Raw genomic sequence first — 24,980 nt, forward strand, 5'->3', positions numbered from 1 at the left:
CGAAATTGGACAAGGAGGGGTGTCACCATGATCCGCAGCTTCTTGCCTAACCGCAGGAAAAACGGCAATTCCTTTATCGAAGTGCGCACACGCGGCATACCTGCGGGAAAGGAGGATGAATAACCCCCGGTACGGTGTACCTTATTTTTGGCATAACTAATCACAGTAATGGAGGAAAACCACAATGAAAAAAATGCATTGGATGACGATTATCTTACTTTTGGCCGTAACGGCTTTGGCTGGATGCTCTGGCACTACGGACAAAACAGCAAGCAACGACCCGTCCGCTGCGCCTCAAGCAGATATCCCGCAAGAAATTACTGCCAATCTGGCAGGTGGAGAGCCTTATACGCTAGACCCTGCTTTCGCATCAGATACAACGTCCTACTTTGTGATTGATAACTTGTACGAAGGGCTGTATACATACGATAAGGCCGGTAAAATCGTAGAAGGCGCTGCCAGCAAAGTAGACGTATCTCCTGACGGTAAAACCTACACCTTTACGATCCGTGACGGCGCAAAATGGTCGAATGGTGACCCACTGACAGCTAAGGATTTTGAATACTCCTGGAAACGGGTACTGAATCCGAAAACAGCTGCCTACGATCCTTCTGCCCTCTACTACATCAAAGGTGCCGAAGCGTACAACACAGGCAAAGGTAAAATTGAAGACGTGGGTGTTACAGCCAAAGATGATAAAACTCTGGTAGTTGAACTGAAATCACCGCTGAGCTTCTTCCCAACGATCGCAGTGGGTCATGCCTATCTGCCAGTAAACCAATCGGTTGTTGAGAAAAATGACAAATGGGCAGCAGAAGCGGGCACAATGGTCGGCAACGGTGCATATGTAGCCAAGGAATGGAAACATAACGAGCAGATTACGCTGGCGAAAAATGATCAATTCTGGAACAAAGGTGCCATTACAATGGCAACGATTAATTTTAAAATGGTTCAAGACTCCACAACTTATTATCAAATGTACAAAACGGGCGATCTGGATCTGATTTTGAGTCTTCCCGTAGATACCCTGGATCAGGAAAAGAGCAACAAGGAATTCCTGTCGCATCCATCTTTCAGTGTGTATACCTATTCTTTTAACGTAAAACAAAAGCCGTTTGACAATAAAAAAATCAGACAGGCCATTGCCTACGCGATTGACCGCGAAGCACTGGCTACCAGCGTAACCAAAGGTGGCGAAACTCCGGCTTACGGTTATGTTCCATACGGAACAACAACGCCATCCGGCAAGGACTTCCGTGATGAAGCACCGAAAAAATACTATGAGTTTGACGCTGCGAAAGCGAAACAATTGCTGGCCGAAGGTCTGAAAGAAGAAGGTTTGACCCAGCTGCCACCGATCACCTTTAAATACAACACTTCGGACAAGCATAAAAAAGTAGCTGAAGCGATTCAGGAAATGCTGAAAACGAACCTGGGCGTTGCAGTGACGCTGGAGAATCAGGAATGGAAAACGTACATTGATACCTTTAAACAGAAGAACTTCCAGATCGCTCGTATGGGCTGGGAAGGAAACTTCCTGGATCCACTCGGCGTATTGGGGCATTATACTTCCAAAAATTCGAACAACTTTACCAACTGGAGCAACCCGGAGTATGACAAACTGATTGAATCCTCAACCTTTGAGCTTGATCCGGCAAAACGCTTTGAACAGCTCCACCAGGCAGAAGACGTATTGATGGAAGATCTGCCGATTATTCCGATCCAGTTCTCTGCGGACACCGCATTAATCAGTCCTAAGATTCAAGGTATCGTATTTGATGCTCGTTCGAACCCAGACCTGCGCTTTGCGAAACGGGTCGAAAAATAATGATTTTACGTTTCGGGCTCACTGCCCTGATTGTCGGTACTTTAGGATTTCTGTACGCCATCCCCCATCTCTTGTATGGTCGTGAAAACATGGCTACTGCAAATCTGCTATTCCTGTTGGGGTTGCTGGGCTTGGTGATCGGTGCAATCTTCCACGTTCTGCAAAGCGGTTTTCTAACCCTCTTCCTGCGGGGATTTGCAGACATCAGACAGTTGTTCATTCGTCAATCCAAGGCATTACGGGAGGAAAATGAACGTTTGCGTTCCGATGAATCTCTGTCAGCCTGGAAAACATCCATGTTCCGCCACCTCAAGGTATATACTTCGGGGTGCGGGGCGGGGCTTATCCTTTGCTCGATGATATTAATGGGGATAAGTTAGGGTGGTATGAGAAGCTTTCTTGCGGTTGATGGGCGCTACGCGTGCAGATTGTTCTTCCGATCGCTTCGCTTCTTCAGAACAATTCTGCCCGCTCCGCTGGCAACCGCCGTAGAGCTTCTATACGTTTTAGAGGTGTGTAAAGAAAAGAGAGAGTTTCGCAAAGCGTTTGCTAGCGGAACTCTCTCTTTTTGCATTTTTTATATATTAAGCTTTGAGAAGGGCTCATAGTACAACACTTAGTAGCCTTAATAAATCTGCTTTTCCTTCGCTTCCTGTAACCATGATGGGAACTCGTTAAGCAATAGTTCGTACAATTCATTGTCTTCCATAGATTCGATATCTTGAATTTGGAAGAAGTTAGCGTTATCTACCACACGGCCCTCTATATTGTCCAGCTTCTTTAATACGCCAAAATCGGATTCACCCACACCGATAAATTGCCAGAAAATCGGCTCTCCTGACGAATCAATGACTGCGTTGTCGATATTATCTCCTTTTCCACGCTTCACACCGCCATCATTAATAAAAATAACAAAGGCCGGATCAGAAGAGGGTTCTTCCTTGGTGTATTTGGCGATAACATCGCGCATCACAGGTGGCTCATCATTACGACCGAACTTGGGCAAATAATCATTGGACAAAATATGTTTTTCAACATAGTTGTCAACGTCATTTTCGGTAACGGACGGCAAACGCGAAAAACGGTGATCATACACCCATACGTCCAGTACACCATCATCATCCAAAGAACTCGCAACTGCAACAATTCGTTCCAACACCTTTTGAACAGTACCATTTTTGTACAAGCTTCTCATAGATCCTGAAATATCGAGCACCAATCCAACTCTTGCAGTTACATTTGTTAGATTCTTTTTAGTCAGTACCAGTTGCGCATTCTTTTTAAGTAAAGAAATACTGCTCATGTTCCCCACGCTCCTCTATGATGTATACCCTAGCCCGTCTAGTCTACCATCTGCGTCGTTCGTCGCCTCTCAGGGGAAAGTCGCTCAATTCTCCGAGTTGGTCATGTGCAGCCTTATAAATGCGAAGAATAGCTTGTACCTTGTTAAAATCATTGTCTTCCGGGCCGAATCCTTCCATATACATTTTTTGAATGATGTTTTGGAAGAAATCTATACGCTCGCGGACGGAATCCTGCTCTATTTGCAGTACCTCTTCAAAGCTGTGTGTCTCAGCAAAATCAGACAGCTCATCAAATTCCTGTTCCTGATATCGATCTCCCCGAGTTTCGGGATTGAGATCAATAGAGGTACGCAGGGTTGATAATAAAATATTTTCGCGCGCCAGCATGACATGAAAATCTTTGTTCTTAAACAGATCCGTAACGATCAGACGGCACATTTCCTTGTTCTGCAGTAGAATCCCGTCAAAAGGATGCAGCGTCCACACACCGTAGTTAAAAAATAAATTAAAATTGAAGCTACTGCTTCCATACTGATATACAATGTTAATTTTCGATTCGTCGATGATTTCAAATGAAAATTCCAGCATGCATTCTCCTTTGGGATTCCAATATTTAACTCTATCCTATCAGAAAATGCATGATTTTCAATAAAAAAATTTATTTCACAGAATCATTTAACTCCACAATTGAATCTGCTTTTTCGCTACTGGCAGCTACGAGTAAATAGACAATCACACACCCTAAAATAAAGGACATCATACGCTCGCTCTCTCCTTTTGTCATTCGCTTTTTAAGAGTTTATGCACGAGAATGCTATGTATGTTCATCATGTCCTTTATTAGCTGCTGCCAAACCAAAAAAAGACGCCTTTCGGAGTCATCCTGGCGTCTTTTTCATAGATTGGGTCTATTATTCTACATTGTCATCAGTTCAAAAACGAGCTTAGACCCTCAGAGGAATTGCTATCCTTCAGCGGTTTGGATGGTTCTTTCCCTTCGATCCCCAGACGTTGGCTAAGGTTGGCATTGATTGCTGTCATTTTACTTGTATAATCGTGGCAGCTTTCAATAATCCGACGGTTTGATTTTTCAGACAGATCCAAAGCAGATACCAAATCACCAATCGCCTGATTCACAGCCTCCAGTGACATAGAAGGCTTGCTAAGCAAATCTGTCGTTCTCTCGGTCGTCGTTTTGAGAAGCTTCGCATTTTCCTTGAATTGATCTTCAATCGTACGGTTGGTCGCATCGACGGCTGAAATGATTTTATCCTGATCCGCCAGCGCCATCGCGATCATAGCCGATACAGTGATCAGATTCGATGTTTTATCAATCGCATTATTTACAGAATCAATCAGTTTATCATTGTTATCATTAATAATATCCGTTGCTGCAATCGCCTGATTGTATAATAAAATCATTTCAGTCATCGACTGCGTACGAGTAACCACCTTGCGTAATCCCCGCTCCAAATGAGGCTTACGGTTTTCGTTTTCCGGCTTGGCAATCTCGGTCTCAAACAGTTCTTTCAAGCGATTACCAAAGGCAATCTTCGTCTGTAAATTGTAGATTTCTTCAATGGAAGCCTTCTTCAACTGTCTCATGCTGACGATGTTTTCTTCCAGATTATCCTTACCATCTCTCAAGGCAGTAATGATTTTCTCGATGTTCGTCTTCACCGACTGATACTTGTAAATGTAGTTTTTTAACGGGCTTTTACGCAGAAGCTTGCCAAAAAAGCTCATATTTTTGCTCTGCTGGAGCGTTTCGCATTCATCACGTAGCTTTAAGATCATATTGGATACCTCAGCCCGATCACCGGACATGAGGTCGTTTACCGGACGATCCAGCATTTTAAGGGTCTGCCCCGCACGTTCCTGCGTTTTAACCCCCAGCTTACCGATATCATCCATTAAAGTATCCAGGCTCATGACATCGCTTTGTGATACCTTCTGAATCAGCTGTGAAGCCTCCTCAGTCACCTTTTGTTCATCTTCTTTTTTCAATTCAGCCCATGGGGTCGCCATACGCTACCTCCTATTCTGAAAACAACTGTTACCCAAATCTAATCGTTGTTATTCAGAGCAGCTATTCTGCTACTTTTTTATTTTCTCAAAAAATCGCCTACAATTCGGAACTGCTATATCGCTGGTGAATAAGCTCCGCTTTGCTCTGTAATTCCAGCAGATCCTTGTGCTCCACCGTGGACACAATTACCGATATTTTGCTGTCCACATCCCGTAATCCGTTTAATAACGTCCTCCGGTTGGTCCGCTTCGCATCGCCGCTGAGCCGAAGAAACGGATTAATCAGTCCGTTCAAATCCTTCAAAATCAATCTCCGAACCGTATGATTCACTTCGCTGTTGTTCAGTTCATGCAAAAGCGGAATGACCCGCTGCAAACGTGCAAATAGAGCCAGCGCCTTCTCGACAATCTCGTTATCAAGCGTATCCTTCTGTCCCTCGGAGATCACCATGTCCTCCAGGACCTCCAAATACTCCATCACCTGAGCAAATTCACTGCTCACCTGATCTGGTTGACGTACTTGTCCTGTCATAGACTCCGGTCGAACGGTAGCTTCCTTTTCATGCTGCTGTGTCTCACCGACCTGCTCCTGCACCACCGGAATCACGGAACCGGTCAGATTGGGGCGAGGATGGCGAACGGCCATGATGGCACTGTATCCTCCCAAACCAATGATCGGAATCGCCAAACACACAAACAGTGGCAACCAAAAACTTAGTAAAAGCGCAATCAGGTAGCTAACCACAGCAATCGTGGCACCCCACATTTTTGACGTCATAGCTTGTACCTCCTGACGTAAACCCTTACCATATTGTAGAAAACAATATTTGTGTGTGTCAATGTACGGATTTACGAATGGTGATTGGCTGCTCGATATGACTGGCTAAAATGTCGTATTGCGGATGAAGTGAACCGATCTCATGACCCAAAGCCGATTTCACCGCTAGATAAGGAAAATTGATACCAGACAAACATGATACATGAAGTCCTCCGGACATCCGCGGATTGATCTCTAGCAACTTGGCATGCTCGCCGTTATATTTTACCTGAATGTTATAATTGTACGGAATGTGATACGCCTCAGCGACCTTCTGTGCCACCTCCAACAGCTCGGGATGCTGCTCCAGCAGCCGTAATCGTCCTCCTGCCTTCCTACGCGGAACCGCCGCTAGCAGTTTTCCGTTCCGGTCAGCCAGGCAGTCAATACTGTATTCGTATCCCTCCAGCAGCTCCATCACCATCAGATTGGGAAATGATTCTGTGGATGACAATACGCGATGTGCCTCCTCGAACGAAATATGATTCAGCGCATGGCCGAACAGCTCCTCCAGCGGATTACGTTCATTGTTGATGATACGAAAGCCCATCCCGCCTTCTGCATTACATGGCTTGAAGCATACCTTATGCCCAAGTGCTATTAACGACTCATAAGCCTGTTTAAACTGCTCGGCATTGCTGGCAATGGCATAGTCGGGAATCGTGACAATGTCCTTTTGACGAATGGATTCATAAAACAGATCCTTTTCCATCAGTTGCTCCAGCAGTTCGGTATCTTGGCATACCATTACTTTTGTCCCAATATCATCGAACAAATAAAGATGCTTGCTAATATCGAGCATATTCCACCGTGGGATAAAGACATCAATTTCGTGCCGCCTGCAAAAATCAGCGCAAAACCGTGTGTACTCCACACCACTGGTGCGGGGCTCTACTTCAGCTACATCACTGGCCTGTAGCGCCATGTGCTGCGGATCTGAGTGTGTCGCATAGATCTCGAACGGAATACCGTCCTCATTGTTACGAATAGCATTCATATAATGATACGCCACTGAAAACCAGCGGTTAAAATACACCTTAACCTTCTTCACAGAGCCACGTCCCCTATCTATTCTGAAAATGAAGTTTGAGCTGCGAACACACTCTGGTGTATTGCGTGAACATACGCCATGATTTCGTCCGCTGCATAAACCCCCGACACTTCTGTAAAACGGTAATTGACCTCCAGCTTATCCCGCAGCTGTTCCCGATACAATTCACCATGACGCGGAGCAATCGCATAATCGGCATAGTCCAGCAAACAACGGTCTAGCAAAGAGTCACCGGACGCAACCACGGCCCCTCCATTCGTGAGATTGCGGATGTGCTCCACGGCTGCCTGTTTATTCACGGCCGCAGGTACCAGATACACCTTACGACCTTGAATGGATACCTCCCAGCCCATTTCACGCATGATTCGCGCTTTCTCCAGCACCTGTTCCAGCGGCATACGATCCCGTTCAATCATGAAAGCATAGAATAACTCGTCGCAAAAGCGTTCGTTTACGACCCAGTCTTCATGCAGCACCTGTCCGAACACCTGACGTGCTTCTTCCGCATGAGCACCATCACGGCGTACTTGTTCGTGAATACGCCGATTCCACTCTCGATCCACCTCGCCTCCGACGATGATGTTTCCACCATTACTTGTCACGGCATATGCGGGAACCAACTCCGTCTGAAACACGGTGATTCGTCTATACTGTTCTATCGTCCGAGTCGTCACGGGCATAAACATCACATCTTCAGGCAGTGTCTTTAGCCATTGCAGGGCTTGTTCAGAAATAAAAGCCGACGTTGCCCCGTCTATCTGTTCCGCAGGCAACAGCCCAGGGGACTCCAGCGGCACGCCAAGCGAACGTTTGGAATAAATCAGTGTCTGATCCAAGTCACTTGCGTAGATCATTCTTGTCCCCCCTTGAGCGGCTTGATAATTCCGCAGCAGGAATAAGTCAATCCTTCAAATACCTCTACAGGCACTCCACGGTCCTTGGCCAGCAGCATAATGTGCTGGAGATTCGGATTATCTTCGCGGTCAATCAGAATTTTCCACGGCACCCTGCGCAGCAGTACACGAGTCGTCTCCCCCACTCCGGGCTTGACCAGATTGATATCCCGAATACCAAATGCCTGCTGAATCGCCTCTATATCCCGCAAGCCCTGCCATGTCACCGCAGGCGGATTCAATGTCATTTGTTCTGCATATGCAACTGCCGTTTCAGCCACGTCTTGAAAGTACCCGGATATCGTATCCACAAACGTATTAGACTGATCCACTGACCGCCATGATTCATAAAATTTGGCTCCATGGAAATCGTCCGGGCCTATAAGATCATCGCGTAATACCGTCCGACTCATCAAACCGGATACAGTCGAATTCAGACAAGCACTTGGGATTAAATAATCTTCTCGTGTACCGAAGGTCTCCGAACATCTGCCCGGATCGGCCAACACCGCCAGATCATCATTTAGACGCAACCCGTAATCCGCGTTCATCTCACGACAGGCCTCAATCAATACCTGACGAATCGCCCCTTTCCCCGTCCAGCCATCGACAAACTGAAGTTCAATCCCCAGCCCATGCTGCTGTAAAATGTATAAAATCGCATTCCGGTCAATGCCTTTGCCACGAATAATAGAAATGCTGTAATGCGGCAAGGATACGCTATACTTCCAGTCAATATAACGCTTGATCAGGATACCAATGGGCGTCCCTGCTCTAGCCAGAGAAACAATCGCCGTGTTCAGGCCTCTTTTTCTGACAATCATCTCAGCCACAGAAGCTGCCGCTAATGCAACCTTTTTGGCAGATTGGGCAAGCGTTTCGTGAAACAGTGCAATATACTCTGCTGTGGGCTCGTATTCCACTGGCAGCATTTCTGAATAATGGACTCCCGACTGAATTGCCTCTTCACGATCCTCCGTCCCTTTTTCCAACGTAACCCGGCTCAAATCCTTCAATAAAAAAGTGACATCCGAGGCAGGATAACTGCCCAGCGGTTCGGGCGGATGAATGTTCTTCTGCTGTATTTGCTCCATAAGTGCTTGCTTCATATCCGCGCTCCTTTACTCTCCTGTCTAGCTAAACCGTTAAAATAAACGACATGCACTTTATCGCAGCCCAGACGGGTCAAAGCTTCCTGCATGGGTTTCATCCGCCCTGGGTCTGACTCCCTTTCCATCAAAACGAATATTTCGTCATACTGACCGGGGTCTACATTATAAATAAAATTGCGTACCGTACTGTCCTCAGGCGAAGGATATGTCACACCACAAGCGACGCCATACCCTTCTTCTCGGTGGGGATACACCGGGCTGCGTGTCGTCGATTGAAAATATACATCCGGGCCTAACTCTGCTGCAATCCGCATTGGAATGTACATGAATTCCCCCGTGCCCATAACCAGCGTGCGTTGCCCAGAACGAAGTTGGTTCAGTCGTTCAGCTGCACGCGTGATTTCTGCATCCAATGCTGAATTGTCAGCGGATTGTAGACCAAAACGGCCTGTATATTTTAGATAAGGAGCTGTATTGGCATACCCGTCTGTTGACATGGAATTGTGTACTACTCGCTCAAAAGCGGAAGTATCCTTTTCAAAACGGTGGTCAATTATTCCAGAAACGTCTTTATTAACCTCTGCCATGCTAGTGGCTGCATGTTCTGAGTGCCCAGCCTGTCCGGCATATGCTACGTGATCTAGGATCGGTACACCCTGTACCTCAATCTTTCCTTTGAGCAAGCTTAAAGGCGTAATCGTAATGCCTAGCTCTGCCTCCAGGTCAGTGAAAGCCTGCTCGTCGCTGTCTGTCCGCCAATCCAATAACGAAGCAATCACATACTGTTTACGCGGAAAATGCTCCTGAATATCCCGTATGATATTAAGCGTTGTTTTTCCCGTCGTAATTTCATCATCTACCAGCACAATCGGGCCATCTCCCGCAAAAGCATCTTCATCCAGTGCATAGCAACGATGATCAACAGCGTGCGAATGCTCTTCTTCAAACCGAATAATAGGCCGAAGGCCCGGAATATCCTCTCGCGTCGTATGAATATACGAGGCTCCGTCGTCAAACAACCGATACATGCTGTGTCCCAGTGCTGTAGCCGTCTCGGCAAAACCAACAAACTTGATCGGCTCCGTAAAAGCAAAAGCTAAACGCTCATCCATCAACTTTCGGTAGGCCTCTTTCGCATAGTCCGGGTCAAGAAGTCCTCTCACGGCCTCTCCTATCAGTTCATCCATCTGTTGTCCCGCTTGTGGGACAAGCTCCTTATATAGTAGAATCGCCAGCGCCGCACCACTGAGCTGAGAGGTGTATGGGTTTACCGGAATATGCTTGCCCAGCACCTTGCTGACAAATAAAAACGAACGCTTTTTATTGACCCGTGCCGCCATCGCAAACAGCTTGTCCACAGGAAGGCGGAATGGATTATGTGTCTCCGTAATTTTAACGCTGAACTGCTCCAGAATTGGCAGCAGATGTGTTTTCGTGGTTGGGTAAGAGACTGACAAAATGTTGTTGTTCATGTAACACCCCGTATACTTTTGATCTATTGATAATACGATGAGCCCAATTCAAATGCGGCTTAATTTCATTCATTTTGTTGGCATAGGTACTTTTGAATACACCCAGACTACCGTCGTTACGCTCCACAATTTCAAGTGCATCCATATACTCTTCATGTGTCACCGCATACATGGCCTGTACCGGTTTAATATGGGAGGGATGGATAATCGTTTTGCCAATAATCCCATTCTCTTTGTCCATCATAACTTCTCGAATCAGTCCGTCTACGGCATCTGAGATGAAGTCCATCCGCAAGTGTCGTCCCGGCTTTCCAAGTGCATCTTCGAAAGGAGACACTCTTAATTGAGGTTTAAAAACCCGCTCTCGGTGAGAAAAATATTCCCACACAGGACCGGAAATGACATAATTTGAGCCCACGCGTCCAAACAAGTTAATAATATCTGCGATGCAATCCCGAATGACGGCAATTTCATAAATCGTAATATCCGGGCTGCGTCTCAGTCCATATAGGCTGGAGAAATCGGTTGCCCCAATTCGTACATTGAGCACATATTCCTGGTACTCGTCCAAAATTTCCTTAATCGACAGCAGCTCATTCCAGCGGGTTTCCCGATAAATAATTTTGGAGCTTTCAAGAATCGGTAATCCATACAGCACAGGCATGTCGCTTGCGTTTCCTGCCCCTGTATACATACTCCGGTTATATTCAGCAATGAGTGCAAAATACGCCCGTCCATTATCCGAAGAGAACTTGGGTAAGACAAAGCCCGTGAGCAGCGACAAAGATTCACCCAAACCGTTCAGTAGTCGTTCCAACTGCTCCACAGAGCGCACACGCACAAATAACAAAGGTAATTGCTGTTCACTCATCATCCCCGTCCGTACATAGGACAATAGTTGAAGCAGCTGCTGTGCCAGCGATTGTTCTGCCTGTCCGACCTGCTGATCCCCTATAGCATCCTCCAGATCCAGAATGACCGTTGTTAGTCCTTCATGTTTTCCATTTTTGATCTCTTCTGCTACTTCCGAGCGGGTCGCTGGCATGTACAAAGCCGCTCCTATCGCATAAGCCAATATACTTTTGGGAGAACGGTTATGAAACTCCAACGGTGGAGTATAAAAGATCGCTTCTACTTCCTCAGAGGTTAAATCATTAAAATATTTCAGGGCCCTTCCCCTCCTCTTGCTCTTTCTTGCCTGACTGAAGCCCTGTGCTTCGGGTATAAAAGAAATCCCCCCTTAGTTTCAGGAGGGATTTCGCTATACTTTGTACATTAAGCCTCTTTGTCGGCCTTTTTCTTTCTTTTCGCCGAGCTGATAACCATTGTGCCTACAAAGACAGCAATCAAAATGCCGAAGAATAAAACCTGCGACATATGAAAGCCAAAAGCAGCAGCCAGCATTTTACCCCCGATAATGGCGATCATAATAAAGGCTGTCTGTTCCAGTTCCGGAAATTTATCAATGAGCTTGAGGAACACTTGAGCAACACCACGCATCATCAGAACGCCGAGAATACCACCCAGGAACAGAACCCATACTTTCTCACTCACACCGAAAGCGGCAATGACGCTGTCAATACTGAAGGCAATATCCATCAGTTCGACCATTAATACGGTTTTCCAAAAAGATGTAGGTTTATTTTTCACTTCTCCATCACCTTCGGACTTGAATAAGCCCTTATAAGCGATATAGAGCAGATAAGCCGCACCCAGTACCTTAATTAGGGTGAACTTAATCAGGAATGTACCCAAGCCGATAGCCAGGAACCTGAATATATACGCACCCAAAATCCCGTAAAATAAGGCTCTCTTCTGTTGTTCCTTAGGTAAGTGTTTAACCATAACTGCGAGAACCAAGGCGTTATCCGCCGATAAAAGTCCTTCCAGCAAAATGAGAGTTCCTATAATCCCCCAACTCACTGGATCAGTAAGCGTAGCTACAACATCACTCCATGAAAAGAAATGGCCGTAGTTTTCGCTGATATTTTTAAACAAATCATTCAACATGAAAAGAGTGCCTCCGATAATTCAATTTATTTGCTACCCTGCGACCAGCGCATGCCCCAGTTATATGCCCGATCCAACTCACGATGACCGCCATAGAACTGCACGAGTCTTTCAATGCTGAACGTTTCATCGTTTACATTTTGAATCATGGCAATTGCACACATCCCTTTGCGATTGTCATGTTCATTCATGTGAACGATAATGTCCGGCCCATCCTTCTGGTACAGCGTGACTACCCCGTCCGCTTGTGACCAGTTCGTGACTCCTTCATAGATGAAGGTAAACACCAAAATTCGCTTAATTTCAGAAATTTTAGCACCATTAATGCGAAGATTTTCCCCTGTTTTCACAGAGCCTGTACGGTCGTCGCCATCCAGAGCAATGTACGGGAAGCGATTTAGAGAACCGAAAACTTCCCCGAGCGCCTGCACAACGCCTTTATCCCCGTTCTTCATCTCATACAAGCAGCCCAGATCCAGATCGACACCCTTGGAACCGCGATTGAAAAAGCCCTTGCTTTGCTGCACCTGATTCCAGTTCAGATTGATCAGGATTTCACCCAATCCGCCTGAGCCTTTTTTCAGGTTAATGGTATCGCCCTTCTTCTTCAGCTCAATTTTCCGCAAATTCAGATTCACTGGTGTTGCAGATGGCTCTGGCTTCGGAGCAGGTGGTACTGGTGGCGGCGTTGGTGCTGGTCGAGGCGCTGGAGACGGAGGTGTAGGCACTGGCGTGGGAGGAGACGGATTATTTTCCACTTCAATCCCAAAATTAACGCACAACGCATCCAATCCACCGGAAAAACCTGCGCCAATCGCGTTGAATTTCCATTCCCCGTTATGACGATACAATTCACCAATGACAATCGCCGTTTCCACTGTAAATCCACTGTCCAAATTAAACCGCAAAACCTCTCCGCTAACCGGATGAGCAAAACGAATGAACCCACCTTGAACCTGTCCAAAATTTTGCCGTTTCTGATCCGCATCATAAATCGTCAGCGTAAACGCAATCTTCTCGATATTTGCAGGAATTCGCGTCAGATCAAGGGCAAATTGCTTTTTGTCACCGGACTGTTGTCCGTCTGAATAGGTGATAAAGGGCGTGGTCGGATTGTTATAAAAAATTAAGTCCTCATCGCCCGATACTTTTCCTCCAGAACCCAGCAAAAATGCCGAAGTATCCAGCTCCAGAGACGCTGGGGACTCCCAGCCAATCCCTACGTTGACATGGGTCAGGCCCGGATTTGTTTTCGTCAAATCCGCCTTCTGTCCCTTTACTACGATAACAGCCATGATTGTGTCACCTTTCTGTCGGTTTGTCATGTGTCAGCGTACGCTAATGTAATAGCTTAAAAAGAAAGGGTAGCGCCCTATGGACACCACCCCAAGTGGATATTATTGAGCGTCCAAGCCATAGTTTTTAGCAAGCGCACCCAATCCACCAGCAAAGCCACTACCGATAGCCTGGAATTTCCAGTCCGCATTCTGACGGTAAAATTCACAGAATACGACGGCCGTTTCGGTGGAGAAATCTTCTCCCAAATCGTAGCGCAGCACTTCACGATCCGTTGCCGCATCTACCACACGTACAAAAGCATTGGACACTTGACCAAAGTTTTGCGCGCGAGCCTCGTAATCATAAATGGTAACCGTGATCCCGATACGGTGGATGTTCGCAGGAATCTTCGAGAAATCAACGATGATTTGCTCGTCATCCCCATCGCCCTCACCTGTGCGGTTATCGCCCGTATGAGTAACCGATCCTGCTCCGCCTGTCGGGTTGTTGTAAAATACAAAATCATCCGCTGCTTTGGCTTTACCGTCTTCATAAAGTAGGAAAGCCGAAGCATCTAGGTCAAAGTCAGCGCCACCACTGTATTTATTCGTATCCCATCCAAGACCTACAACAACACGAGTCAAGCCGGGATTCGTTTTGGTCAGATCAATACGTTGTCCTTTGGAAAGGCTAATGGTCATTCCGCATACCCGCTTTCGTTGTATAGATTTTTTATGCCAAACCGTAATCGCGTGTCAGTCCTGCAAGACCATCTTGGTAGCCGCTACCAATGGCATTGAACTTCCACTCACCGCTATGACGATACAGTTCGCCTACAACAACGCCTGTTTCGATCGAGAAATCTTCTCCCAGATCAAAGCGGATCAATTCTTCATTGTTTGCTTCGTTTACGATACGAGCATAAGCACGGGACACTTGTCCAAAGTTTTGGCTGCGTTCTTGTGCTTCATAGATTGTAATCGTAAAAGCGATCTTTTCAACGTTAGCTGGCACGCTACCCAAATCAATTTTAATTTGCTCGTCATCTCCGTCGCCATCACCTGTGCGGTTATCCCCTGTATGAACGACAGAACCGTTCTCATTTTGTGGGTTATTAAAAAAGACAAAGTTCTTATCGGATTCTACTTTACCTTCCGCATTAGCCAAAAATACGGATACGTCCAGGTCAAAATCTTTTCCGCCATCATATTTGTTTGTGTCCCAACCGAGACCAACCATAATTTTGGACAAACCTGGATTTGTTTTCGTCAAATCAATTTTTTGACCTTTGGATAAGTTAATTGCCATGAGTAAGAACCCCTTTTCACATTAAGTTTTGTATGAGCAACTAAAATTACATATAACGCTGAGCCAGCACATCAATATGTACGGCATGGGTTCCTTCACCGATTGCAGCAAACTTCCATTCGTTGTTATGACGATAGAGTTCTCCACAGACCAGTGCGGTCAGCCCCTCATAATTATCAGATAAATTAAACGTCACCAGTTCCTTGGAATTAGCACCATCCAGAATGCGGATATACGCCTTCTCGATCATGCCGAAATCCTGTTTCCGGTTTACGCAATCATATATATTCACAACAACAAGCACTTTGTCGACATTGGCAGGAATACGTGCCAGGTCAATCGCAATTTGTTCATCATCACCGTCGCCTTGTCCAGTCAGATTATCACCGGAATGAACGACTGAGCCGCATGGGCTTTTTTTATTATGGAAACATATTACATTGTCCGACTGAGTCAGTTTCCCGTTTGCGTCCAGCAAAATGGCAGAAGCATCACAATCAATGTTCGGTTGCTTCTTGATGCCAAAAAATCCTTTGGACTGCACTGGGTCCCATCCCAATCCAGCTATAACCTTGGTTAGTCCTGTGTTGCCTTTGGTCAAATCAACTTTCTGGCCCTTGACCAGATTAATTACAGCCACTGATTAACACACCTCCCTTCCGTAAAATTTACAGACTAAATTCAGACGGATTCAAACCAAGCGCGCCACAAATCTCAGCAACAATTCGCTGTTCATTGGCATCAAAGTCACCATCAGCTGCGCCAATAGCGCTACATACGCCAACGACGAGTCGGCCTACTTCAGGCTTGCCATTCAATTTACCAATCGCTTTCAGTGCTTCCTGTTTGCCGATTTCAGGTGAAAACTCAAAGTTCGCTACATAGTGATTGAAACGGTTGATGACCTCCCCCATATCAAACACTTTCAATTCTTCACTGATATTTATGTATCCGGCCATTTTTGTTTTCTCTTCTGGACTAATCGTACCGTCAGCAAAAGCTACTAATGCACAACCTGCAACAACAGCTTCCATAAAATCTTTATTCTTAAATTTTTTAACTTGGTCTCCAAGTCCTTTTTTAGTTGTATTCAGCCAATTTTTAAATGTACTCATGGTTACCTCCACAATTACGTATTTGAGTAAAATGCATCCTAGTTAATTTCTTCCTTTACTATAACCTGAATTACGATCTTTTTCTACAATAATATACAAAAATACGGTAAATACGATCTATTTATTATTGGTATCCTCTCTATCTTTAGCCCTATTTTCTACATAAAAGGCCCTCTTCTATCATCCATCATTTGGTACCCCAATTGCAAGTCTGTGAAATGGTAGAGTTGATAAATTAAAACCATTCCTTTTTTTGTAATATCTTCGAATGTTGCTTGAACGAGGAGGTTTCAATTATTTTAGTACGAAAAATTAATGTCCCTTTTACTTCATTCCAGTTGTGACCCGCAGAGTACGTAAAATAAGGGCTCGCCTTGAAAACTCATATCTTTTTCAATAGACCATATGTAGCCATAATATCCGTTAGAAACTGGATTGAAGCCAAAAACTTAAACCCAGTAGCAGTAGACTTTCTGATAAACTCCTGAATTTTCAATATTTTTGTAAGAGGACTTATATTATTCGAGAAATTTACCGATAGCTTATTCTTCACACTGTAAACTATATCTTCTAAGTGAAAAAATCAGTCAACTTGCCTTAGTAACTACGTTTGGTATAATCATAGAATTGTCACACAAAGCACTCTTACAGGGGGAATTCGCATTGGTATTATTACTTTCTAAAACACACAATTACATTGAAGAATATGTGTCCTTTCTCCAGATCGAAAAGAATGTATCTCCTAAAACAATTAAAGCTTATCTTTCAGATTTAAATTTGCTCTGCACATGGTTCAAAGAAAATTCCCTTGAAAATATTGACGACAAGAATCTTCGTAGCTATTTTCAAACCTTTAGCGATTCCAATACTTTAAAAGACACCACCATTAAAAGAAAATATATTTCTATTAAAGCTTTTTTTTTATTTTTAACTCAAAAAGAGTGGATTGATCATTCTCCTTTAATTAACTTCGGAAAAAAATTCAAAACTGCAAAACGTATTCCAAAAACATTGCCTGTAGACGAACTTGAACGATTAATACATTCCCCTCAGCTTCATAGGCAAACATTAAAGACTCCTTTTAGTACAAGATTATCTATTAGAAATGATGCAATTATAGATTTATTATTTTCAACCGGAATTAGGATTGGAGAGCTAGTACAAATTCAAATTGAAGATATTGACCTTAATAGCAGGGTTGTAGTGATTTTGGGAAAGGGACGCAAGGAAAGGCTCCTATATTTATCAAGTCAAGAGCTAATAAATAAGATTACCAGTTGGCTGAATGTAAGAGATTTATTCTGCCCTCAAACTGAGGCTCTTTTCGTAAATAAATACGGTAAATCACTCTCTATCTATGGCATTGAAGATATCTTTACTAAATATAGATCCTTGTCAAATATCAACCAGAAAGCTACACCACACTACTTGCGACACTCCTTTGCAACACAACTTTTAGAAAATGGTGCCGATTTACGCGCAGTCCAAGAAATTCTGGGCCATTCTAATGTAAGTACTACAGAAATTTATACAGAAGTCTCTGTAAGAAGAAAGAAAGATGTTCTCTCCAATTTCAATCCGCGAAACCGATTTAAGACCCCCGAATAACTATAAATTATTTGGGGGTCTTTAGTATGAAAGAGGTAAAAAAATTAATTGAAACTATGAACTTAAAAAAGGAAATTATTCAACAAAGATATGAAATTATTCTATTAAATAATTCTCGCTCAAAAACAAGAATTATTAATAATCAACCTTTTGAATATTCTGAGAATAATGAATTCTTCTCAGATGAAGAATGTTCAGAAATTTTAGATGGATTGCAATCGGCAAATTTCTTTGTAAAACCGCACTTTAATGAAATAAATTTTATTCTAGACACACTGAACGAAGCATTTTATAAAAATAACAAATTTGTATATAACCTATCTCGTAATGGGAATTTCATTGGTAAAAAATCTCTAATTCCAGCTTTTTGCGACTTATTATCAATTCCATACACAGGGTCAAATGCTTTAGTTACTTCCTTTTGCCGTGCAAAATATATGTACACTAAATATCTTGAATTGCATGGCATTCGTACTCCGAAGAGTTGGGTATATACTTCTGATGACCAATGGCTTAATCATGAAAAGCCGAATTTTGGGACTAGAATTGTAATAAAACCCCTACACGAATCTGCTAGTATTGGTCTTGATACTTCTTCAATCTGCTATTTTACTAAAGATACTGAAAATAAGTTTAAAGAAAGTAAAAAAGCCTCGCTTTTGTTACAAGAATTCATTGATGGTTATGAGTGCGAAGTCCCTTTATTTATTGGAGATGATATATATGTTTTAGACCCTGTGGGTATTTCTATGGATAATAAAAAAAATTTAGGATCAAATATTATAACTTATGAACGCTCCTTTACAGATGACTATGATTTTTATGCTTTGAATAGAGTTTTTAGCAAGTCTATTATTAATACTATTAAAGAGAGTTCTAAAAAGGCCGCTATACTCTTGGGGCTGAGTAATTATGGTAGAATTGATTATAGAATTGATACTAAAGGAACCCCATATTTGATGGATATTGCTACCTCACCGTACACAACAAAGCATAGTTCTTTTGCTTTTGCTTTCAAGGAACTGGATGTGGATTATGAATATATATACTCTACTATTATTGCCCTTGCCTATACACAATTTAAATAAATATCAGCCTATTTTAAATATATATTATTTTATCTATTCAAAACAAATGAGACTGAAAGATGTTCCTTCTTCCAGTCTCTACCTCAAATTTAGATTAAATTGAAGAGAATTGTAAATCAGAGAATAGAAAAAGTCGACAATAAAATTTACATGCTTCATCTTCTGGCCTAACATTTGAATAAACCCAGTTATCTAGCTCTAAGGCATTTAAACACATCCTTTGTTGAATTAACTTACTTAATGCTTCATTTCTTTTTTTGATTTTTCGCGCATTTTTTTTATAAAAATTAGGAAAACAACTTACTAACTCATTAAGATATTCTTCTGCCTTTATCCACGATTGTTGCATAATAGATAAAGCTAAATTTATATTTGCAATGTGATATTTATAGAAGCTATCATCATTATCTAGGAGTATAGTACGATTTAGAATATCAAGCAGCGAGTAACATTCATCATAATCACCTTTTATAGCATAAAGATTTATTAAATTGATAAAAATAATAGCATTGCTCTCTCTTGAAAATTCGGTTGCTATTTCTTTGAATTGTTCAATGGCTTCATTAAGAACAGATTCATTCAATACATCTAATTTACGATAATTACTTAGGAAACACGCCAAAGCTAAGTTATTATATATCTTCTCTTTTGACGGAAAATTCAAATAGTTATTTTCACGAATAAGCTGTATACATTTTTTTAAGTTTAATATGGCAGGTTCATATTTTCCCAAAACAATTTGAACACCAGAATGATTACAAAGCGACAAATAATATTGAAAATAATTCCTTTTATTTTCAAAGTAAACAACACTTTCCTGAGTGAATGCCTCTGCAAGAACCTCTGATTCAAAAAGACATGCTTTACGTGAAATCACATTTCCAATATATACAAAGTAAGGATTATTATAATTTTCACTTATGAAGCTACGTAATTCTTTTACTATCTTAGCGCTTTCCTCAAAATTATCTAATTTATTTGAATACGTAGAAAATAGAGTGAACGCACTCTTGCACCATTGTTCCTTTTCATGTTTTTTCAAACTGTCTAGTGCTAAGCTCAGTTCTTCAGCATAGCGTTTAACATTATCAGTGTTTAGATTCAGCATTAAAGAAATAACAAGTCTCATGCGGTTAGTTTCTGATGCCAATAATAAGTGACCGTTTCCAGTAATTGTTGATAATTCTTTATTAGCTTCCTCGTACTCTTCTTGCAAGTATAGTTCGTATACATTTTTTAAAGATAAAAAGTTTTCATACTGTTTCCTTATTTCAAACGAATTACAATCATCAACAATATTTTTAAGCAGTTCGTGAATTTTTTCAAGTTCAGTACTTGCAACTGTAGTTTCGATACTTCTGAAGTAGGCTAAAGCGTACAGTCCAACTATTTCATTTGCATATTTGTTGCATTTATTACTATCGGATAAAGACAAATGTAGCGCTCTAGTTAGATATTTTTCAGGGAAGTTGAGCTGTAGATATTTAGAGTACTCAAGGTGATATCTAGTACGATTGCGATCTAATTTTTCATAAAATATATCTTTAATAAATTCATTGGAAAAAGTAAAATCGAATCCTTCTTTGAGAATTGAGCGGTCGCATGATTCATATAATAAAGTTTCTATATCTTTTTTCCCTTCGCAAAGATATTTCACTTCTTCAAACGTAAAATGACCATTTAAAATAGAAGATATTTGTAGTACTTCTGAAAAATCTTTTTTTCTCTCTCCAAAATCGATCAATAAATAATCAAGGAGTTTTTTAATATCGAAAGAATCTCTTTCATTGGATAGCTTACCTGTTTTCGAATAATAAAATCCTTCCATAAAAATTTTTATAAAATCTAAATTTCCATTTGTAAAGGACATAATTGTATCAACATCTGCTTTGGTTAAATTAGGGTTATAGAGATTCATAAGTCTTAAGTATTCCTTTAATTCCTCTTTAGTTGGAAGAGAAATTAATATTTCTGCACTACTTGAATTTAACTCCTTGATATCAATATATTCTGAAACACTATCTCTTTCATTATCAGTCACCATCAAAATCCTTAAATTTTTCTGAGGTAGTAATTTTTTAGTCGATCTTTTGAGGGTTCGTAAAAAATCTTGAGAGGTTGTGTCCCAATACTGAAAACTGTCAGCTACTATAAGGAGATTAGTAGATGAATCTTTACTAAGATCTTGGATTACAAAGCTGAACTTAGGATCTACCAATGGTTTTTTTTGAAAAACACCAATAATGCCCAAACTAAATAGCTCAGAAATTTTAAACCCTGCATTTACATTCACCCCAGTAAATTCTAATATAGGTCGTTTGAAAGAATCCGAAAGAGTGATTGTAGAATAAGGTTCTACTGAATGTCTATCTCCTTTTATATAATAAATGCTCCAATCCTGATATTCATCTTGAATTTTTGAAATGTAGCTTTCTAAAATAGTTGTTTTTCCTGCACCTGATGGACCGTGAAGGTGCAGGAAGGTCTCATTTCCCGGAAAAAAGGATTGCTCTATTTTTTTCTGTATGTCTAATTGTTTTTTTGAAAGCATCCACAAGACCCCCAAATAATTTATAGTTATTTAGTCAAACTTTAAAACAGTGTAACGTTTTTGGAGTATTGCCTAAGTAAAAATAATCTCTACACAGCTTTACGATAAAATAATTACATGTCTAATTATATATATCGGAATTCAGAAAAAATTGGTAAACAAAAAAATCTACAGACTTCTCCAGCTAGCGAGTTGACAGTTTCCAACTGCCGCTCACCTGTTCCAGAAAAAAGACTGTAGATTTTATAGATACTCCTATTCACGTTATTATCGTTAACAGCTCACGACCTAGTTATAATCCTCCCAATAGCGATACTCCATTTCATTCTCACCTTTGGTGACAACGACCATATTTTCAATATGTCCCGTTTCTTTATTCGTTCGGTAGATCATGGTACGGGTTTCGCCCTCATCGGGTACAGAGAAGAGTACTTTGTCACTGAGCATGCCGCCACCAATGCCGACGACGTGTTCCCCCCAGCCGGAGGCTGCGCCAGAACCGATGCCCGAACCTGCTCCACTAACACCAGCCCCGCGCGACAAAATAAGACCTATTCCATATCCGGTGACGGTCTGGGCCGTTTTACCTAGAGCGTGCTCTCCGGCGGATTGGGTATGCTTTTGGACCCAGTAATCGTATTTATCCGTATTTTGCTCGTAACTCACAACATTCCCTTTTTTATCTATAGATATATCCGTCTTGCTTCCGTCTTTACCTGTCAGTTCGGTGACGGCGACAAGGGAATCTGATGTGATCTTAGAGGTCTCTGCTGTATTGTAATCTGTACGGGTAACCGAGTCTTCATATTGCAGCTGCAGGACATTCATCTGATCGTGAATTTTCTGCATAACCTGCTTGTCGCCGATGGCCTCGGCGTTTTTCAGTAGTTCCTCATATTGATGATATTTATCCGCGTCTGCCTGATCCCATTCGTCTATGTTTTTTGGCTGCTTGGCAATTTCTCCACCATGATCTCCAGCCTCTGCACTGCCTGCCAGCGCTGCGCTAGCGTTCATTGCCGCTGCTAGGGCTGTCCAGAAGCCACGTGTGCTTTCACCATCCGTATTTCTAAACTTCGAAGCGATGCTTTTCAGCTCAATTTCAATGGATTGAACCTTATGTAATACCGAAGAAAGTGTATATTTAGCCGTACGATAGTCATTATAAAAACGATTCCTCTCCATACCATCCCACTGGCTGTGAAGGCGGTTCATTGTGCTATCCAGGCCGTTTAACTGGTTATACAGTGTGCCGTGGGCATTGGCAAATTGGGAGGCCACGTTGTCCAGCTGCTCCGGTGTGACTTGGATTTTTGTCATGGTGATCACATCCCATCTAAGAAAATAGGAGATAGAAATTATATTTTACAGTAATCCTTATTTCATATTGTAAGCTATAGAGGTCGGACATTCATGAGGATTTATACGTATTTGTGTATTCAGAAGCAGTTCCTTTGATATAATGAATCCATATGAGTTCATTTCGACAATACATTATTGAAAGTCAGGTGTATGGACATGTCAGACAAAAAAATTATCTTTTTTGATATCGACGGTACGTTACTGGACGATGACAAGAAAATGCCGTTAACGGCAGAAAAGGCCGTCTTTGCTTTGAAAGATCTGGGACATGAGGTGGCCATCGCAACAGGCCGTGCGCCTTTTATGTTCAAAGATATCCGCGAGCAGTTAGAAATTGATTCCTACGTTAGCTTTAATGGGCAATATGTCGTGCTTCGCGGGGAAGTGGTCGCTACCAATCCGCTGAACAGAGAAGCGTTGCAAGCGATGACCGATCTGGCTCTCACACATAATCATGCTCTCGTATATATGGATCATATGGATATGAAGGCCAATATCCCTAACGATGAGCTTGTGGAGAGATCGGTCCAAACGCTTAAGGCCAAGATTTCAGTTGGATACGATCCACTCTATTTCCAGGGAAGAGATATTTATCAGACGCTGTTGATGTGTACAGCAGAAGAAGAGCCTTTCTATGAAGCGGTATTCAAAGCGTTTGACTTTGTGCGCTGGCATCCGAGTTCTGTGGACGTTGTTCCTCATTCTGGCTCCAAAGCGAAGGGCATCCGCGAAATTACGTCCAGACTGGGTATTGCCGATGAAAATCAATACGCCTTTGGCGATGGCTTAAATGATGTGGAGATGCTGACAGCTATACATAACAGCGTCGCGATGGGCAACGGCTGTGATGAAGCCAAAGCCGCAGCTAAAATGGTCACAAAACGCGCAGATGAAGACGGTATTTTGTACGGACTGCAAAAACTTGGTTTGTTAAGCTAACAGGATTGCTGATAGACTGGACATGTTTTGGAAAAAATAAAGTCTGTTTAAAGACTTACATATGAGAAAATAGGAGGTTGTCCTTAAATATGGAGACGGAAGGCTTACGCAATGTCGAACAGCTAGCCATGAAGAAGTACAAAATTTACAAGCAGAGCCTACTCCGGTATTTGGCACGTTCCATGCTGGCGAGTATGTTCATCGGGTTCGGCGTTATTGTAGCCTTCAAGACGGGCAACTTTTTTTACATGGAGCATTCTCCATTCACTTATCCCATGGCGGCACTCACGTTCGGAGCGGCCATCATTCTGATCGCATACGGCGGCGGGGATTTGTTTACAGGTAACACCTTCTATTACACTTATGCTGCGCTCCGTAAAAAGCTGCGCTGGGGGCAGGTGCTTCGATTATGGGCTGCCAGCTATGGCGGTAATTTGCTGGGTGCGGGGGTATTTGCACTCCTTATTTACTTGACCGGGCTGTTTGACTCCTCCAGCGTGAACAGCTTTCTACTGAGTGTGGTTGAGCATAAAATGGAAGCGCCTGCAATGCAGCTATTCTTCCGAGCTATTTTGTGTAATTGGCTGGTCTGTCTTGCCTTTTTTGTTCCAATGTTTATGAAGGAAAATGGCGCAAAGATGTTTGCCATGATGCTGTTTGTGTTCTGCTTTTTCATTTCGGGATATGAGCATAGTGTGGCTAATATGTGTACTTTCGCCATTGCGCTCGTGCTGGATCATCCGGGTACGGTTTCTGTCGCTGGTGTGATCCATAATCTCGTTCCGGTCACGCTCGGAAATCTGGTTGGCGGCGTGCTGCTTATGGGGGTTATGTACTATTCGGTGAATCTCCCGTTTTTAGACGAGGAAGAACACTAAAAAAAGAAGCCGTGGGACTTAGGTTCCACGGCTTGTTTGCGTTATTTTAGTAATAGAGCAGGTGCTTTCTTGCCTCTTATCCTTCTTGAGCAGGAAAATGGATAAATTCCTCCAACTCCTTGAACAGCTTCTTGGGATTAACATTGTCAGGTACAACCAGAGTTAGCGGTTCATCCAGCTTCAGCACATACATGCCTAAAATGGATTTGGCATCTGCCATGCCGCTTTTGCCATGAATCCAGATATCATAGGTATAATTCGAAACGATTTGATTGATTTTTTCAATATCCTTAACGTCTTTTACCTTGATGGGTGTCATCATTGCACAGCACTCCCCTG

Annotated in this window: 24 protein-coding genes; 6 read left to right on the forward strand and 18 right to left on the reverse strand. The window is 42.6% G+C overall.

Annotation, left to right across the window (positions count from 1 at the left end):
• The first annotated feature begins 184 nt into the window (after window positions 1–184).
• Both ACL9RM_RS19105 and ACL9RM_RS19110 read left to right on the forward strand, forming a co-directional pair.
• Complete coding sequence (locus ACL9RM_RS19105) at window positions 185–1,828, forward strand: peptide ABC transporter substrate-binding protein (RefSeq protein ID WP_250267546.1); 1,644 nt, start codon at window positions 185–187, stop codon at window positions 1,826–1,828.
• Entirely contained in the window at window positions 1,828–2,208 is a 381-nt protein-coding gene (locus ACL9RM_RS19110) for a DUF3899 domain-containing protein (RefSeq protein ID WP_250267545.1), read from the forward strand. Before ACL9RM_RS19105 ends, ACL9RM_RS19110 begins: the two co-directional genes overlap by 1 nt.
• A 245-nt stretch (window positions 2,209–2,453) precedes the next feature.
• Here the strand turns inward: ACL9RM_RS19110 and ACL9RM_RS19115 are convergent, their stop codons facing one another.
• The 15 genes from ACL9RM_RS19115 to ACL9RM_RS19185 all read right to left on the reverse strand — a co-directional run bounded on the left by ACL9RM_RS19115 (window position 2,454) and on the right by ACL9RM_RS19185 (window position 16,215).
• Window positions 2,454–3,131 (reverse strand): vWA domain-containing protein, encoded by a 678-nt coding sequence (locus ACL9RM_RS19115; protein ID WP_061831748.1) that lies wholly within the window; start codon window positions 3,129–3,131, stop codon window positions 2,454–2,456.
• 43 nt (window positions 3,132–3,174) lie between these two features.
• Entirely contained in the window at window positions 3,175–3,720 is a 546-nt protein-coding gene (locus ACL9RM_RS19120) for a hypothetical protein (protein ID WP_061831749.1), read from the reverse strand.
• A gap of 338 nt (window positions 3,721–4,058) precedes the next feature.
• Complete coding sequence (locus ACL9RM_RS19125) at window positions 4,059–5,159, reverse strand: toxic anion resistance protein (RefSeq protein ID WP_061831750.1); 1,101 nt, start codon at window positions 5,157–5,159, stop codon at window positions 4,059–4,061.
• Between the two features lie 97 nt (window positions 5,160–5,256).
• On the reverse strand, window positions 5,257–5,937 hold the full coding sequence (locus tag ACL9RM_RS19130) for a hypothetical protein (protein WP_061831751.1): 681 nt from the start codon (window positions 5,935–5,937) through the stop codon (window positions 5,257–5,259).
• A gap of 58 nt (window positions 5,938–5,995) precedes the next feature.
• Window positions 5,996–7,027 carry an ATP-grasp domain-containing protein gene (locus ACL9RM_RS19135; protein WP_250267544.1) on the reverse strand — a complete coding sequence of 344 codons (1,032 nt, stop codon included), beginning with the start codon at window positions 7,025–7,027 and terminating at the stop codon, window positions 5,996–5,998.
• Window positions 7,028–7,044: 17 nt separating this feature from the next.
• Window positions 7,045–7,881 (reverse strand): HAD family hydrolase, encoded by an 837-nt coding sequence (locus ACL9RM_RS19140; protein WP_250267543.1) that lies wholly within the window; start codon window positions 7,879–7,881, stop codon window positions 7,045–7,047.
• Window positions 7,878–9,029, reverse strand: coding sequence for a cysteine protease StiP family protein (locus ACL9RM_RS19145; RefSeq protein ID WP_250267542.1), 1,152 nt, complete (start codon window positions 9,027–9,029; stop codon window positions 7,878–7,880). The genes ACL9RM_RS19140 and ACL9RM_RS19145 overlap by 4 nt, the downstream gene beginning before the upstream one ends.
• Complete coding sequence (locus tag ACL9RM_RS19150) at window positions 9,026–10,372, reverse strand: phosphoribosyltransferase family protein (RefSeq protein WP_250269012.1); 1,347 nt, start codon at window positions 10,370–10,372, stop codon at window positions 9,026–9,028. The genes ACL9RM_RS19145 and ACL9RM_RS19150 overlap by 4 nt, the downstream gene beginning before the upstream one ends.
• A 52-nt stretch (window positions 10,373–10,424) precedes the next feature.
• Window positions 10,425–11,612 (reverse strand): HpcH/HpaI aldolase/citrate lyase family protein, encoded by a 1,188-nt coding sequence (locus ACL9RM_RS19155; protein WP_250267541.1) that lies wholly within the window; start codon window positions 11,610–11,612, stop codon window positions 10,425–10,427.
• Between the two features lie 167 nt (window positions 11,613–11,779).
• The gene (locus ACL9RM_RS19160) at window positions 11,780–12,514 is read right to left on the reverse strand and encodes a TerC family protein (protein ID WP_023987196.1); all 735 of its coding nucleotides are present in this window, start codon (window positions 12,512–12,514) and stop codon (window positions 11,780–11,782) included.
• A gap of 26 nt (window positions 12,515–12,540) precedes the next feature.
• Window positions 12,541–13,809 (reverse strand): TerD family protein, encoded by a 1,269-nt coding sequence (locus tag ACL9RM_RS19165; protein WP_061831756.1) that lies wholly within the window; start codon window positions 13,807–13,809, stop codon window positions 12,541–12,543.
• A gap of 102 nt (window positions 13,810–13,911) precedes the next feature.
• Window positions 13,912–14,493: a TerD family protein gene (locus tag ACL9RM_RS19170; RefSeq protein ID WP_023987194.1), complete on the reverse strand. Its 582-nt coding sequence runs from the start codon at window positions 14,491–14,493 to the stop codon at window positions 13,912–13,914.
• Between the two features lie 31 nt (window positions 14,494–14,524).
• Window positions 14,525–15,100, reverse strand: coding sequence for a TerD family protein (locus ACL9RM_RS19175; protein ID WP_061831757.1), 576 nt, complete (start codon window positions 15,098–15,100; stop codon window positions 14,525–14,527).
• Between the two features lie 46 nt (window positions 15,101–15,146).
• The gene (locus ACL9RM_RS19180; protein WP_250267540.1) at window positions 15,147–15,740 is read right to left on the reverse strand and encodes a TerD family protein; all 594 of its coding nucleotides are present in this window, start codon (window positions 15,738–15,740) and stop codon (window positions 15,147–15,149) included.
• Between the two features lie 28 nt (window positions 15,741–15,768).
• Complete coding sequence (locus tag ACL9RM_RS19185; protein ID WP_250267539.1) at window positions 15,769–16,215, reverse strand: tellurite resistance TerB family protein; 447 nt, start codon at window positions 16,213–16,215, stop codon at window positions 15,769–15,771.
• A gap of 663 nt (window positions 16,216–16,878) precedes the next feature.
• Here ACL9RM_RS19185 and ACL9RM_RS19190 point away from each other — a divergent pair.
• Both ACL9RM_RS19190 and ACL9RM_RS19195 read left to right on the forward strand, forming a co-directional pair.
• Window positions 16,879–17,823: a tyrosine-type recombinase/integrase gene (locus tag ACL9RM_RS19190; RefSeq protein ID WP_322162509.1), complete on the forward strand. Its 945-nt coding sequence runs from the start codon at window positions 16,879–16,881 to the stop codon at window positions 17,821–17,823.
• 26 nt (window positions 17,824–17,849) lie between these two features.
• Window positions 17,850–18,911, forward strand: coding sequence for a hypothetical protein (locus tag ACL9RM_RS19195; protein WP_250267538.1), 1,062 nt, complete (start codon window positions 17,850–17,852; stop codon window positions 18,909–18,911).
• 94 nt (window positions 18,912–19,005) lie between these two features.
• Here the strand turns inward: ACL9RM_RS19195 and ACL9RM_RS19200 are convergent, their stop codons facing one another.
• Both ACL9RM_RS19200 and ACL9RM_RS19205 read right to left on the reverse strand, forming a co-directional pair.
• Window positions 19,006–21,462, reverse strand: coding sequence for an ATP-binding protein (locus ACL9RM_RS19200; protein WP_250267537.1), 2,457 nt, complete (start codon window positions 21,460–21,462; stop codon window positions 19,006–19,008).
• A gap of 288 nt (window positions 21,463–21,750) precedes the next feature.
• Entirely contained in the window at window positions 21,751–22,782 is a 1,032-nt protein-coding gene (locus ACL9RM_RS19205) for a WXG100 family type VII secretion target (RefSeq protein WP_250267536.1), read from the reverse strand.
• A gap of 198 nt (window positions 22,783–22,980) precedes the next feature.
• Between ACL9RM_RS19205 and ACL9RM_RS19210 the strand changes: the two genes are divergently transcribed.
• A complete protein-coding gene (locus tag ACL9RM_RS19210; RefSeq protein WP_165179406.1) occupies window positions 22,981–23,763 on the forward strand; it encodes a Cof-type HAD-IIB family hydrolase in 783 nt (260 codons plus the stop codon).
• Window positions 23,764–23,852: 89 nt separating this feature from the next.
• The gene (locus ACL9RM_RS19215) at window positions 23,853–24,641 is read left to right on the forward strand and encodes a formate/nitrite transporter family protein (protein WP_039272492.1); all 789 of its coding nucleotides are present in this window, start codon (window positions 23,853–23,855) and stop codon (window positions 24,639–24,641) included.
• Window positions 24,642–24,717: 76 nt separating this feature from the next.
• On the opposite strand, the gene ACL9RM_RS19220 is transcribed toward ACL9RM_RS19215, so the two are convergent.
• Complete coding sequence (locus tag ACL9RM_RS19220) at window positions 24,718–24,963, reverse strand: HPr family phosphocarrier protein (protein ID WP_023987189.1); 246 nt, start codon at window positions 24,961–24,963, stop codon at window positions 24,718–24,720.
• Window positions 24,964–24,980 lie beyond the last annotated feature (17 nt).

This window comes from Paenibacillus sp. S29, assembly GCF_049319765.1.
Taxonomy (GTDB): domain Bacteria; phylum Bacillota; class Bacilli; order Paenibacillales; family Paenibacillaceae; genus Paenibacillus; species Paenibacillus polymyxa_B.